Genomic DNA, 13111 nt, shown 5'->3' on the forward strand with positions numbered 1-13111 from the left:
CGACTCGACCCCGCACCTTCCTGGTTGGCGGGCACGGTCATCACCGCGGTGGTCTTCTCCAGCGGCGTCATCGGTCGACCGAGCGGCGCCGGCTGGGCCACCTTCTTCGATCTGTGGCTCTACAACGTGGTCTTCCTCTGCGCTGCCGTCGTCTGCTGGCTGGCGGCCGGTCGCCATCCGGCCGAGGGGTTGGCCTGGCGGGCGCTGGCGGTCGCGCTGCTGCTGACCACGGCGGGCAACGTCATCTACACGACCTACATCGCTGCTCTGCCGGTGGAGCCCTACCCCTCGCTCGCCGACGCTCTCTGGCTCAGCGCGTACGCCGCCCGGTACGTGGGCCTCATCGGGCTCATCCGGGCCCAGGTCACCCGATTTCCCCCCAGTCTGTGGCTCGACGGACTCATCGGAGCTCTCGGTGCCGCCGCCGCGGCCATCGCGTTCCTCCTCGGCCCCACCCTGCGGCTGGTGGAAGGCGACACCGCCGCGGTGATCGTCAACCTGGCGTACCCGGTGGCCGACATCCTGCTGCTCGCGCTGCTCGTGGCGGTCGGGGCCATGGTGGGGCTGCGCGGTGACCGCACGGTCTGGCTGGTGGCGGTCGCGCTGGCGGCCAACCTGCTCGGCGACATCGTCTATCTCGACCTCGCGGCCGTGGGCGTCTACGTCGAAGGCGGACTGCTGGACCTGGCCTGGGTGCTGAGCGCGGTGCTGATGGCCTGGGCCGCCGCGCAGAGCCGTCCTCGCGCCCGGCCGGCGACGGCGGCCGATGAGTCCGCGCGGGTCGGGTGGCGGGTGCTCGCCGTCCCCTTCACGTGCAACGTGGTCAGCCTGGCGCTGCTGGGGGCCGGGTGGAGTGACCAGTTCCCCCGCCCGGCGGCCTGGTGCGCGGTCGGATGCGTCCTGGCCGCCCTCGTCCGCACCGCCCTGACCTTCCGCGAGGTGCGGGCCTTCGCCCTCCTCCGCGAGCAGGCGACCACGGACGAACTGACCGGCCTGGCCAACCGCCGGGCCCTGTTCGACCGCGCCGACGCCATCCTCGGCACGCGCACGACCAGCCAGCCCTCGGCGCTGCTGCTCATGGACCTCGACGGCTTCAAGGAGGTCAACGACTCCCTCGGTCACCACGCCGGTGACCTGTTGCTGCGTCAGGTCGGCCCGCGGATCGCCGGCCTCGTGGGTGCCGAGGACGTGCTCGCGCGTCTGGGCGGTGACGAGTTCGCCGTCCTGCTCGCAGACGCCGCCCTCGAGGAGGCGACCGCGACCGCCCATCGAGTACGCGAGGCCCTGCTGCAGCCCTTCCTCGTGGACGGCGTCCGACTCCACGTCGGTGTCAGCGTCGGTGTGGCCACTGCTCCGGTGCCCGCCTCCACCATGACCGAGCTGCTGCGCTGCGCCGACGTCGCCATGTACACCGCCAAGACCGCACGCGACGGCGTCCGCGCCTACGTGCCCGAGCCGGGCAACGGCGCCGGGGGCCGGCTGCGCATGATGGAGGAGCTCCGGGTGGCCCTGGCCACCGACCAGCTCGAGGTCCACCTGCAGCCCCAGGTGTCCCTGCGCGACGGGCGACCGGTCGGTGCGGAGGCGCTGATCCGGTGGCGACACCCCGAGCGCGGTGTGCTGGCGCCCGCGGAGTTCCTGCCGGCCATCGAGCAGGCAGGACTGCAGCGACCACTCGCCGATGCGGTCCTGCAGCTGGCGCTCACCGCGGTGGCGCGCTGGTGGCCCGACTGGCAGGTGCCCGTGTCGGTCAACCTCGCCGCGGTGAACGTCACCGACCTGGACCTACCCCTCAAGGTGTCCGCTGCGCTGCAGGGCCACGGGCTGCCGGCCGCGGCCCTGGCCGTGGAGCTGGTCGAGGACACGCTGATGACGGATCCGGATCGAGGGCGCACCGTGCTGGAGAGCCTCCGGCAACTCGGCGTCCGGACGTCGATCGACGACTACGGCACCGGCTACAGCTCGCTGTCCTACCTCAGCCAGCTGCCGGCCGACGAGCTGAAGCTCGACCGCGCCTTCACACACGAGCTGAGCACCCGGCCGCGGACGACGGTGATCGTCCGGCACACGGTCGCGCTCGCACACGACCTGGGCCTGCGTCTCGTCGCCGAGGGCGTGGAGGATGCAGCGACGGCACACCTCCTCGCGGCACTGGGCTGTGACGTGGTGCAGGGGTACTTCATCGCCCGACCGATGCCGGTCGATGCGTTCATCGAGTGGCTGGCTGCCGTCGAGGCCCCCGAGCGCCCGCCATCGACGCTGGTCGGTCACTGAGATCGGTCCCCGGCTGGTCGTGCAGTGGGCCTCCCGAGACCCGCTGCGACCGCTGCCAGCGAGGTGTGTGCCACTCGATCGTGACCGTCCTCCCGTGTCCGAAGGCGTCGCCGCGTGGGTGGACCGTCGAGCGAGGGTGTCACCTCGTGGACGTGCAGGCCGTCAACGGCCGCGCGGCAGAAGCGTTCGCGGCCGCCGGGACCACGAGTCACGCAGACGTCAGGGCTCGCGGAGGCTCACCCCACACCCGCTCGCGGTCAGCAACCCATGACCGTGCGTCCGTGGCTGAAGTGGAGGTGTCGAGGGGCCCGCGGCGCGGTCGCGCACGGGCCAGGTCCGCGACGGACCCGTGGCGCGACACTCCCTGCGCCTCCCGACCCGTCGGCTCGGCGGTTCGACGGGTCCGGGGCTCGGTCACCGGAGAGCGAGGGCGGGAGCCCGGACACCCTGCAGCCAGCCGCTTCACCGACCTCGCGGGTCAGGACAGCCGGACCGGTCGACTGCACCGGCTGCCGTGGTGGGTCGTCTCACAGGGGCCGGGCGCTTGCCGCCCCTGGCGTGGGGCACAACAGAACTGGTCGGTCTGCGACCAGAGCCCGTCCGAGGCTCGCTGGCCGGGACCGGTCCGCTCTCCCGTGGTCGGGACGAAGCCGGGCCGCGGGTGGCTGATCCGAAGCCACCCGCCACGTGACCACCTATCTGAGAGGCCATCCCCACCATGGCGCAAGCGAAGAGCACGACACACAGCGAGACCGTTGCGGTTCCCGTCGACGTCACCGTCGAGGAGGGCGACCGCGGGCTGAAGGGCCCGACCGGTCCTGTCGGTCCCGCCGGCGAGCCCGGCGACAAGGGTCCCAAGGGCCCGGTCGGCCCCGCCGGTGAGCGGGGTGACAAGGGCCAGAAGGGCCCGGTCGGTCCCGTCGGTGAGCCCGGCGACAAGGGTGACAAGGGCCTGACCGGTCCGATCGGTTCGGTCGGTGAGCCCGGCGCCAAGGGCCCGATCGGCCCGCAGGGCCAGCCCGGGCTGCGCGGTGAGACCGGTCCGCTGGGCGAGCAGGGTCCGGAGGGGGAGACCGGCCCGCAGGGCGAGCAGGGTCTGCCCGGCTCCACCGGCCGCCCCGGCGAGCAGGGTGAGCAGGGCCTGCAGGGCCTGCGCGGCGAGACCGGCCCGCGGGGGGTCCTCGGTGAGCGGGGCGAGCAGGGGTCGCAGGGTGAGCAGGGCCTGCGCGGCGCCCAGGGCCAGCGCGGTGTGATCGGCGAGACCGGCGAGCAGGGCCAGAAGGGCCTGCCCGGTGTGCAGGGTCTGCCCGGTCTGCAGGGCGAGCAGGGTGCTGCCGGTGTCCGCGGCCTGCAGGGCCCGCAGGGCGAGCAGGGTGCGGCCGGCGCGGTGGGCCCGGTGGGTCTGCCCGGCGTGCAGGGTCCGCAGGGCCCCTCGGGTCCGGCCTGGCTCTACCAGCCCAGCACCGCCGAGCTGGCGTCCAAGGTCAGGCAGGCGGCGATGGACGTCACGCCGCGCACCGTGTTCGATCCGCGGCTGGGCGCCCGCTACCTGGCCACGCTGACCTCGCGGCTGATCAAGCTGCAGGGAGGTCTGTTCCTGCGCGCGATCGTCGACACCGACGCCGCAGCCAACGACCAGACCGGCCCCGACCGGTCCAACGTGCGCTCCATCGCCTGACCGACGATGCACCCGTGAAGGGCGCCCCGGGCCGTTTCGACGGACCGGGGCGCCCTTCGCCGTCTGTCCTGCGCGTGCCAGGTCGTGCCGATCGCGGCGGCCGCGATCGAGCTGCCGTCGCGTCCCGTCGGCAGCTGACCGAGCGCATGGAGGCGTTCGAGGTGGACGGCTCCGCGAGGTCTCACGTGCCGGCCCGGTGCAGCTGACGGGAGGACGGGTGGAGGGGTCGGCGGTGCGTCAGACGGACGCGCGCGGCCGTGACGGTGTGGCGCGGATCACTGCCACGTGCCGCCGGGAGCTCGTGAGCCGGTGACCCAGGGTGTCCCGCCGGCCACGGACACGAGGGTGCCCAGGCGGGCCGAGGATGGTGGAGGAGTCGCGTTGCGGACCCCCTGCGGACTGCAGGACCACCGGTGGTGTCCCCGAGGACCGCCTCCAGGAACCGAACGCCCTGGTGGGAAGCCTGTCGGCCTGGTGCGCCATCAGGGACTCGAACCCCGAACCCGCTGATTAAGAGTCAGCTGCTCTGCCAATTGAGCTAATGGCGCGTGTCTCCCGGCTGCCCGGGCCACGAGGGGCAACGATACCAGCGGTCGGCGGCGGCCCGCCCGGGGGTACCGGTGGCGGACGCCCCGGTCTCGGGATCAGCGTGGACACTCGAGTGGGTACAGCCGTGCCCGCTGCGGGCCACGATCGGGCGGGGACGAGGGGGCAACGAGGGTGCGACGGACAGCTGCGCTGGTCACGGCAGGGGTCCTGGCCCTGCTCAGCGGGTGCACCGGGGACGACGGCGAGACCTCGTCGGCGGCGGCACCCACCGCGGCGGACGCCGCTCCCGCGCAGCTCTCGCTCGTCCCGGCGGACGGCGCAGCCGACGTGGCACCGGCGGACCCGGTCGAGATCTCCGTCACCGACGGCGAGCTCGCCGACGTCACCGTGACCGACGACGCCGGGACCGAGGTCGCCGGGGACGTCGCCGACGGGGACACCGAGGGCGTCGAGGTCTGGACGCCGCAGGAGCCCCTGGCCTACGGCACCAGCTACACGCTGACGGCCACCGCCGAGGGTGCTGACGAGCAGCCGGCCGAGGCCACCAGCACGTTCACCACCGTCACCCCGGAGGCGGTGACCACGCCGTCGATCGGCCCGCTGGACGGCCAGACGGTCGGCGTCGGGATGCCGATCCGCGTGTACTTCGAGCAGCCCGTCGGCGACCGGGCCGCCGTCGAGAGCCGCCTGCACGTCACCAGCTCCACCCCGACCGACGGCGTGTGGAGCTGGCTCAGCGACACCGAGGTGCACTTCCGGCCCTCGCAGTACTGGCCGGCCGACACCGACGTGACCCTGGATGCCGACCTCTACGGCGTCGACCTCGGCGAGGGCGTCTGGGGCGAGAAGGACCGCACGGTGTCCTTCCACGTGGGCGAGCGGCACGTCTCGGTCGCCGACGCCTCGACCCACCGGATGCAGGTCTACGACGGCGACCGGCTGGTGCAGGACTGGCCGATGAGCGCCGGCAGCCCGGACAACCCCAGCTACAACGGCCCGCACGTGGTCACCGAGCTCAACGCCGACCGGGTCATGGACTCCAGCACGTACGGCGTGCCCGTCGACGCCCCCGGCGGCTACCGGACCCCCGTCCAGTGGGCCGTGCGCCTGTCGGACAACGGGGAGTTCGTGCACGGCGCGCCGTGGTCGGTGGCCCAGCAGGGCAACGCCAACGTCTCCCACGGGTGCATCAACCTCTCGACCGAGAACGCCCGCTGGTTCTACGACTTCTCGCAGCCCGGGGACGTCGTCGAGATCCAGAACTCCGACGCCGGACCGCTGACCTCGAGCATCAGCGACTGGACGGTCCCGTGGGACGAGTGGCGGGCCGGCAGCGCGCTCAAGTGATCTCCGTTTCCTGAGCGCGCGCGCCGGGAAGATCCCGACCGTCCCGAGGAAGGGGAGCGTCGTGGAGACCTGGTTGATCGTCCTGATCGTCGTCGTGGCACTGGTGGTGCTCGCGCTGATCGGTCTCGCGCTGGCCAAGCGCAGCAGGGTGGCCGGCGCCAAGCGCCGGGAGCAGCAGCGCGTCCAGGCGCGTGAGCACCTCGAGGAGGCCCGGCTGCGCGGTGCGCAGGCGGAGAAGGAGCAGGCGGCAGCCGAGGAGCAGGCCGCCCGCGCCCGCCGTGAGCGCGCCGAGGTCGAGGAGCGCACCCGCCTGGCCGAGCAGGAGGCCCGCCAGCGGGCCGACGCGGCGAAGGAGCACGCCACGGCCGCGGAGAAGCTGCGCGCGGAGGCCGAGCGGCTCGCGCCCGGGCTGGGCGACGGGCACGCCGGGCAGCACGCCGACGGCTCCGGGGGCGCCACCCGTCGCTGAACGGGCGCCGCTCAGTTCCGGCGGCGCCCGCGGTCAGAGGGATCGGGAGGGGCCCGCCGGGCTCCGCCGGCACCTCGGAGGGGACCGTGCCCGACCTGCTCGCCATCGGCACGCGCAAGGGCCTGTGGCTGGCCCGCAGCGCCGACGACCGACGCACCTGGACCCTCGACCGGCCGCACCTGCTGTCGCAGGAGGTGGCGGCGGTCGGCATCGACACCCGCGGTCGGGCGCCGCGGGTCCTGGCCGGGGTGCAGTACGGCCACTGGGGGCCGACGGTCACCTGGTCCGACGACCTCGGCCGCACGTGGGACGAGACCGACGAGGGTGCGATCCGTTTCCCGGCCGGCACCGGTGCGGCGCTGGCCCGCGTCTGGCAGGTCCGGCCGGACACCGCCGACCGTCCCGGCGTCGTCTGGGCCGGGTGCGAGCCGCACTCGCTGTGGCGCAGCGAGGACGGCGGGCGCAGCTTCGCCCTCGTCCGCGGCCTGTGGGACCACCCGCACCGGCCCGGCTGGGAGCCCGGGGCCGGCGGCGGCGCGGTGCACACCGTGATCCCGCACCCCACGAGCGACCGGGTGCTGGTGGCCATGAGCACCGGCGGCGTCTACGTCAGCGACGACGGCAGCGAGGGGTGGGAGCCCCGTAACTCCGGTATCACCACGCCGTTCCTGCCCGGGCCGGCGCCCGAGTACGGGCAGTGCGTGCACAAGGTCGCCGCCGACGCCGGTGACCCCGACCGCCTGTACGCGCAGAACCACTTCGGCGTCTTCCGCACCGACGACGGCGGCGGGTCGTGGACCTCGATCGCCGGCGGGCTGCCGGTCGACTTCGGCTTCCCGGTCGCGGCCTCGCCGCGCACGCCGGGCACCGCCTGGGTGGTCCCGCTGGTCGCCGACGTCGAGCGGGTGCCCCCGGACGGGCGGCTGCGCGTGCACCGGACCCGCGACGCCGGCGCCACCTGGACCGAGCTCGGCGCGGGCCTGCCCGACGGGTCCTGGACGGCGGTCCTGCGCGACGCCGTCTGCGTCGACGAGGGCGACCCGACCGGCGTCTACGTGGGCACGCGGGACGGGTGCGTCTACGCCAGCCGCGACGAGGGCGACACCTTCACGCTGGTCGCCGACCACCTGCCCGACGTCCTGTGCGTCCGGGCGGCGGTGCTGCCGTGAGCGTCCGGGTGCTGCTGCCCGGCGTCCTGGCCGACCTGGCCGGCGGCTCCCGGCGGCTGGAGGTGGACCCGGCCGACGGCACGCTGGCCGGGCTGCTGGACGCGCTCGCGGCCACCCACCCGGTGCTGGAGCGGCGGATCCGCGACGAGGCGGGGCAGGTGCGCCGGTTCGTCAACGTCTACGTCGACGGCGACGACGTCCGCTTCGCCGCGGGCCTGGCGACGCCGGTGCCGGCCGGTGCGGTGGTGCAGGTGCTGCCCTCGGTCGCGGGAGGGTGATCCCCGGTCGTGGGCCGGGCCGCGCTCAGAGGCGGGCGAGCTCGGCGCACTCCGGGCAGAGCTGGTGGTCCTCGTACTCCTCCGGAGGCCACACCGTCTGCTCGTCCACCGCCACGTAGGCGCCGCACAGCGACTTGCGGCTGCGTCCGGTGACCCGGCCGATCGTCGCGTGCGCCGGACCGATCTGGCGGGGCTGCAGTCCGTCGGGGCTGCCGACCGAGCCGACCATCACGACCGCGTGGGCGGTTCCGTAGGAGAAGGCAGTGGTCATACCGCCAGGGTCCGAGGCGGTACCGCGCCGGGCCAGCACCTGCCGGTGCGTGTCCGGATCGGGGCGGCGCACGCGCCCCCGCCGCCCCACCGACCACAGGCGGGTCAGGTACCCGGTCCGCCGTGGGGCTGGGCGCTCCCGCCGCGAGTCCCTCCGGGGGAGGGGTGCCCCCGGGCGTCCGGGCCCGAGCCGCTCACCGCCCGGGCAGGCCGACGACGCCGTCGCGGGCGAGGGCCGCCAGCTCCTCCCCGCCGACCCCGAGCTCGGTGAGGACCGCCTCGGTGTGCTCGCCGATCGCGGGCGCCGGCCCGCGCGGGGCGACGTCGCCGCCCTGCAGGCGCATCGGTGCGCGGACGGTGCGGAACCGCCGCCCGGAGGCGTCGCCGATCTCGGGGAACAGCCCGTCGGCGGCGGCCTGCTCGTCCGCGGCGAACTCCGAGACGGTCGACGCCGGTCCCCAGATGAAGCCCCGCTCGTCGAACAGCGCGCACCACTCCGTCAGCGGGCGCGTGGCGAAGGCCTCGTCCATCAGCCGGGTGAGCTCCGGCATGTTCCGCGCCCGGTCGGCGTAGCCGGCGAACCGCTCGTCGGTGACCCACTCGGGATGGCCCACGGCCTCGCAGAACGGCGCCCACCAGCGGGGCTCGGGCATGAACAGCAGGATCCAGCGGCCGTCGGCGCACCGGAACCCGCCGTGCAGCGCGTGCGGCCGGGCCACCCGGCCCTGGGGCGTGGGCCGGACCCCGTCGACGAGCGTGCCCGACAGGTCGCTGGACATGCTCCACGCGGCGGCGCCGAGCAGGCTGACGTCCACGACCTGGCCCTCCCCGGTGGCCTCGACCACGCGCAGAGCGGCGAGGACGCCGCCGAAGAGGGCCAGTGCCGCGGTGTGGTCGCCCTGCGCCGGGCGCAGCCGCGGCGGCGCCGGGTTGGCCGGCTCGCTCATCGCGTCGAGGACGGCCCCGCGCCCGAAGAAGGCGGTGAGGTCGTAGCCGGGGCGGGCGGCATCGGGCCCGCCGGGGCCGTAGCCGGTGAGGGTGGCGTGCACCAGCCGCGGGTTGAGCGCGTGCAGGGCCGGCGCGTCCAGCCCGAAGCGGGCCTGCCGTCCGGGCAGCAGGTTGCAGAGGAAGACGTCGGCGCGGGCGGCCATCCGGCGCACCAGGTCGGCGCCCTGCGCCTCGTTCAGCGCGACGGCGATGCTGCGCTTGCCGCGGTTGTCCATGTGGAAGGCGGCGTCGATCGGCTCCTGGCCCTCGGGGACCTCCGGCTGCCGGGTCGCCCCGCGCATGGCGTCCCCGCGGAGGGGCTCGACCTTGACGACGTCGGCCCCCATGTCGGCCATCAGCGCGGCGGCCCCGGGGGCGGCCATCCAGTTGGCCACCTCGACCACGCGCACGCCCTCGAGCGGTGCCACCATCGCCGTTCCTCCCGTTCCGCTGCGTCCCGGGCGCCGACGGCCGGCGTCCGCTCAGTCCTGCAGGTAGTCGAAGACGAGGCTCGCCCGGCCCAGCGTCAGGTCGGTGAGGATGTGACTGGCCGAGACGATCTCCCGCACGGGCAGGTCGGCGAGCGGGGCGAGCACGTGCTCGAACAGCTGCAGCCGCGCCGGCCCCCGCCAGGCGCCGCGGATGGTGATGTCGGTGATCTGGCTGCGGACGAGCTCGAGGATCCGCGGGCGCCGGTCGTAGCCGGGCAGCATCTTCAGCCCGAAGGTGGGCCGGCCGACCTCGGCGATCGCGTCCTCGTCGCTCATCGGCGCGTGCTTGTAGCCCATGGTCGCGGTGGCCACCCGCAGCGTCCCGTAGTCCAGGGTGCCGACGAGGGTGTCGGAGTCCACGTAGAGGCTCGGCGAGCCCGCCTTCTTCGGATAGGCGCTGATCTCCCGGCCGCTGGCGATCGAGGCCAGGCTGTCGACGTACATGGCGTGCAGGTAGTCGGCGCTCTCGCCCTCGTACTCGACCTGCAGCACCTGCCCGGACTCGGTGAACGACCCGAGCCCCGTGACGTCGGGCATCCGCATGACCTCGAACTTGACCAGCGGGTCGCCCACGGTCAGGGGCTCGGGGACGACGCGGCGCATCGCCTCGGCGTCGGTCCGGTAGAGGATGTTGAGGTACTCGCGGCCGGTGAAGCGGTACCGGGCGGCGGGGTAGGCCGGCGCCCCCAGCGGCGTCGTCGTCTGCCGGCGGACCTCCTCGAGCTCCATCAGCCGTTCCCGCCCCGCGCCTCGTCGCGGGCCTCGTCGCGGGCACGGATGACCGCCAGCTGCGCCCGGTCGCGGTCCTCGGTCAGCTGCTCGTAGGTCCGGCCGGCGAAGCGCTCCTCCACCTGGCTGCTGACCAGCTCGACGGTCGCCTCGTCCAGCTCGGGCTGCTCGACGACCTTCCAGCGCCGCGCCATGCCGGGACCGAGGTGCTCGAGGAAGTGCCGCATGCCGCCGGGGCCACCGCCGAGGTGGAAGCTCTCGAACGGGCCGGCCGTCGCCCAGCGGGGCCCGATCGACTCGGTGACGATCTCGTCGAGCTCCGCGGCGCTGACGACCCCCTGGGTCACCAGCCACACGCACTCGCGGAACAGCGTCGACTGCAGCCGGTTGGCCACGAACCCGTTGATCTCCTCGTGCAGCACGACGGGCTTCTTGCCGACCGAGCGGTAGAAGGCGACGGCCGCCTCGACCGCCCAGGGCGCGGTGCGCTCGCCGGGCACCACCTCGACCAGCGGCAGCACCTCCGGCGGGTTGAACGGGTGGCCGACCACCAGCCGCTCGGGCGTGCGCATCTCCCGCGCCAGGTCGCTGGGCATCAGCGCCGACGTCGACGACGCGATCAGCGTGCGCTCGCCGACCGCGGCCTCGATCCGGGCGAACAGCTCCTGCTTGAGCGGCAGCCGCTCGGGGGCGTTCTCCTGGACGACGTCGGCGCCGGAGACGGCGGCCTCGACGTCGTCGACGACCTCGATGCGGGACAGCAGGTCCGCGGCCTCCCCGGTCCCCGGCTGCAGCCGGGTGAGGTGGCGCACCGCCGACTCCACCTCGGGGCCGATGCCCGACCGGGGGTCCTGGACGCGGACGGTGTGGCCGTGCGCGGCGAACAACGCCGCCCACGACAGCCCGATGGTCCCGGCCCCGATGACCGCGACGGTGCTCGAACTCCGGTCCACGTGCGGCCCCTCCTGCGCTCGGCGGTCCCCTTGGTGCATCGCAACACATCGGGGGGCGCGTTGCGACCTGGGTCACACCGCGGACCTCAGCCCAGCTGGGCTGCGACCAGGGGCTCGAGGGTCAGGTCGGGCTTGCCGTTGCGCACGATCCCCATGACCCACTTGGTGGTGAACAGCGCGAGCAGCTCGCCGTCGCTGCGCTGCATCACCTCGGTGCCCGAGGTCGCGGTGATGCGCGGGGCCGAGGCCTCGTCGGTGCGCATCGCGAGGGTGTAGGGGAGCGGCTCGAGGTGCACCGGGGCGTGGAACTCGTGCTCCATGCGGTGGGTGGCCACCTCGAACTGCATCGGGCCGACGACCGCGAACACCGGCGCCTGCTCACCGCGCCGGTCCGAGCGCAGCACCTGCACGACGCCCTCGGACTCCAGCTGCTCGATGCCGCGGCGGAACTGCTTGTGCTTGGCCGTCTCGAGGCTGCGGACGACGGCGAAGTGCTCGGGCGCGAACGTGGTCAGCGGCGGGAAGGCCACCGGCTGCTGCGCGTACAGCGTGTCGCCGACGTGCAGCGCCGAGGCGTTGACCAGCCCGACGACGTCACCGGGGTAGGCGACGTCGATGCTCTCGCGCTCGCGGCCGAAGACGTGCTGGGCGTACTTCGTCGCGAAGGGCCGTCCGGTGGGCCCGTGGGTGACCACCATGCCCCGCTCGAAGACGCCGGAGCAGATCCGGATGTAGGCCAGCCGGTCGCGGTGGGCGGCGTCCATGCCCGACTGCACCTTGAAGACGAACGCGCTGAACGGGGCGTCGACCGGCCGGGGCACCCCGTCGGTGTCGGGCCGGCCGGCGGGTGCGGGGGCCAGGTCGACGAGGACGTCGAGCAGCGCGCCGACGCCGAAGTTGGAGACCGCCGAGGCGAACAGCACCGGGGTGGTGACCCCGGACAGGAACAGCTCCTGGTCGTGCTCGCCGGCGGTCGCGGCCAGCAGGTCGACCTCCTCGACCGCCTGCGGCCACGCGTCGGGCTCGCGCGCGGCGGCCGCGGCGGCGGGGAGGACCTCCTCGGGGGCGACCGTGGCACCGCCGGCGGTCCGGGTGTAGCGCCGGTAGCTGCCGTCGCGCCGGTCGAGCACGCCGCGGAAGTCACCCGCGATGCCCACCGGCCAGGTCAGCGGCGTCGGCGTGAGCCCGGTCCGCTCGGCGACCTCGTCCATCAGCTCGAGGGCGTCCTTGCCGGGGCGGTCCCACTTGTTGACGACGGTGACGACCGGGATGCCGCGGTGCCGGCAGACGGCGAACAGCTTCATCGTCTGGGCCTCGAGACCCTTGGCGGCGTCGATGAGCATGACCGCGGCGTCGACCGCCGTGAGCACCCGGTAGGTGTCCTCGGAGAAGTCGGCGTGCCCGGGGGTGTCGAGCAGGTTGACCACGGTGTCGCGGTAGGAGAACTGCAGCGCGGCCGAGGTGATGGAGATCCCGCGCGCCTTCTCCATGTCCATCCAGTCCGACACCGTGCCGCGCCGGCCGGCCTTGCCGTGCACCGCGCCGGCCTGCCCGATCACCCGGGCGTGCAGGGCCAGCGCCTCGGTCAGCGTCGACTTGCCGGCGTCGGGGTGGCTGATGACGGCGAACGTCCGCCGCCGGGCGGCCTCGGCGACCACGTCGGCCGACGTCGGGGCGGCGTCGTCCGGGCGGGTCGGGACGCTGGTGGTCATGGTGGGTCTCCCTGGGCCGGTGCGCGGAAACGCAGAGGCCCCGGTCGGCGGACCGACCGGGGCCTTGCGTCGTGGGGTGAGTGACGGGGCTCGAACCCGCGACACCCAGGATCACAACCTGGTGCTCTACCGACTGAGCTACACCCACCGCGTGCACCCGGCGGCGTGACCGCGCCGGGAACGGGACCGAGGGTACCGGAGTCGG

11 protein-coding genes and 2 tRNA genes are annotated in these 13111 nt (G+C 74.3%); 6 read left to right on the plus strand and 7 right to left on the minus strand.

Annotated elements, in window-relative coordinates; all coding sequences use genetic code 11:
- Nucleotides 1-24 precede the first annotated feature (24 nt).
- Nucleotides 25-2274, plus strand: coding sequence for a putative bifunctional diguanylate cyclase/phosphodiesterase (locus HLV61_RS01435; protein WP_369252236.1), 2250 nt, complete (start codon nt 25-27; stop codon nt 2272-2274).
- 718 nt (nt 2275-2992) lie between these two features.
- Nucleotides 2993-3952 carry a collagen-like protein gene (locus HLV61_RS01440; RefSeq protein ID WP_369252238.1) on the plus strand — a complete coding sequence of 320 codons (960 nt, stop codon included), beginning with the start codon at nt 2993-2995 and terminating at the stop codon, nt 3950-3952.
- Nucleotides 3953-4424: 472 nt separating this feature from the next.
- On the opposite strand, the gene HLV61_RS01445 is transcribed toward HLV61_RS01440, so the two are convergent.
- Nucleotides 4425-4500 (minus strand) — tRNA-Lys (locus HLV61_RS01445).
- A 172-nt stretch (nt 4501-4672) separates the two neighbouring features.
- On the opposite strand from HLV61_RS01445, the gene HLV61_RS01450 reads away from it, so the two are divergent.
- From HLV61_RS01450 to HLV61_RS01465, 4 genes are all read left to right on the plus strand, one after another.
- Nucleotides 4673-5848: a L,D-transpeptidase gene (locus HLV61_RS01450; protein WP_369252240.1), complete on the plus strand. Its 1176-nt coding sequence runs from the start codon at nt 4673-4675 to the stop codon at nt 5846-5848.
- Nucleotides 5849-5909: 61 nt separating this feature from the next.
- A complete protein-coding gene (locus HLV61_RS01455; RefSeq protein ID WP_369252242.1) occupies nt 5910-6317 on the plus strand; it encodes a hypothetical protein in 408 nt (135 codons plus the stop codon).
- A gap of 86 nt (nt 6318-6403) precedes the next feature.
- Nucleotides 6404-7486 (plus strand): exo-alpha-sialidase, encoded by a 1083-nt coding sequence (locus HLV61_RS01460; protein ID WP_369252244.1) that lies wholly within the window; start codon nt 6404-6406, stop codon nt 7484-7486.
- Nucleotides 7483-7764 carry a ubiquitin-like small modifier protein 1 gene (locus tag HLV61_RS01465; protein ID WP_369252246.1) on the plus strand — a complete coding sequence of 94 codons (282 nt, stop codon included), beginning with the start codon at nt 7483-7485 and terminating at the stop codon, nt 7762-7764. Before HLV61_RS01460 ends, HLV61_RS01465 begins: the two co-directional genes overlap by 4 nt.
- Before the next feature lie 25 nt (nt 7765-7789).
- On the opposite strand, the gene HLV61_RS01470 is transcribed toward HLV61_RS01465, so the two are convergent.
- The 6 genes from HLV61_RS01470 to HLV61_RS01495 all read right to left on the minus strand — a co-directional run bounded on the left by HLV61_RS01470 (nt 7790) and on the right by HLV61_RS01495 (nt 13054).
- Nucleotides 7790-8035: a hypothetical protein gene (locus tag HLV61_RS01470; protein ID WP_369252248.1), complete on the minus strand. Its 246-nt coding sequence runs from the start codon at nt 8033-8035 to the stop codon at nt 7790-7792.
- 193 nt (nt 8036-8228) lie between these two features.
- A complete protein-coding gene (locus HLV61_RS01475) occupies nt 8229-9452 on the minus strand; it encodes a CaiB/BaiF CoA transferase family protein (RefSeq protein WP_369252250.1) in 1224 nt (407 codons plus the stop codon).
- A 51-nt stretch (nt 9453-9503) separates the two neighbouring features.
- The gene (locus tag HLV61_RS01480) at nt 9504-10241 is read right to left on the minus strand and encodes an acetoacetate decarboxylase (protein ID WP_369252251.1); all 738 of its coding nucleotides are present in this window, start codon (nt 10239-10241) and stop codon (nt 9504-9506) included.
- Nucleotides 10241-11194, minus strand: coding sequence for a 3-hydroxyacyl-CoA dehydrogenase NAD-binding domain-containing protein (locus HLV61_RS01485; protein WP_369252253.1), 954 nt, complete (start codon nt 11192-11194; stop codon nt 10241-10243). Before HLV61_RS01485 ends, HLV61_RS01480 begins: the two co-directional genes overlap by 1 nt.
- 86 nt (nt 11195-11280) lie before the next feature.
- A complete protein-coding gene (locus HLV61_RS01490; protein ID WP_369252255.1) occupies nt 11281-12906 on the minus strand; it encodes a peptide chain release factor 3 in 1626 nt (541 codons plus the stop codon).
- Nucleotides 12907-12978: 72 nt separating this feature from the next.
- Nucleotides 12979-13054: transfer RNA gene (locus HLV61_RS01495), tRNA-His, on the minus strand.
- Nucleotides 13055-13111: the final 57 nt, after the last annotated feature.

The sequence above is a fragment of the Geodermatophilus amargosae genome, from assembly GCF_041028265.1.
Classification (GTDB): Bacteria; Actinomycetota; Actinomycetes; order Mycobacteriales; family Geodermatophilaceae; genus Geodermatophilus; species Geodermatophilus amargosae_A.

What these genes read in the sequence shown, in the direction of transcription:
- HLV61_RS01475 (WP_369252250.1), bottom strand. Translation starts at nt 9,452, where the DNA reads ATGGTGGCACCGCTCGAGGGCGTGCGCGTGGTCGAGGTGGCCAACTGG.
- HLV61_RS01470 (WP_369252248.1), bottom strand. Translation starts at nt 8,035, where the DNA reads ATGACCACTGCCTTCTCCTACGGAACCGCCCACGCGGTCGTGATGGTC.
- HLV61_RS01490 (WP_369252255.1), bottom strand. Translation starts at nt 12,906, where the DNA reads ATGACCACCAGCGTCCCGACCCGCCCGGACGACGCCGCCCCGACGTCG.
- HLV61_RS01440 (WP_369252238.1), top strand. Translation starts at nt 2,993, where the DNA reads ATGGCGCAAGCGAAGAGCACGACACACAGCGAGACCGTTGCGGTTCCC.
- HLV61_RS01480 (WP_369252251.1), bottom strand. Translation starts at nt 10,241, where the DNA reads ATGGAGCTCGAGGAGGTCCGCCGGCAGACGACGACGCCGCTGGGGGCG.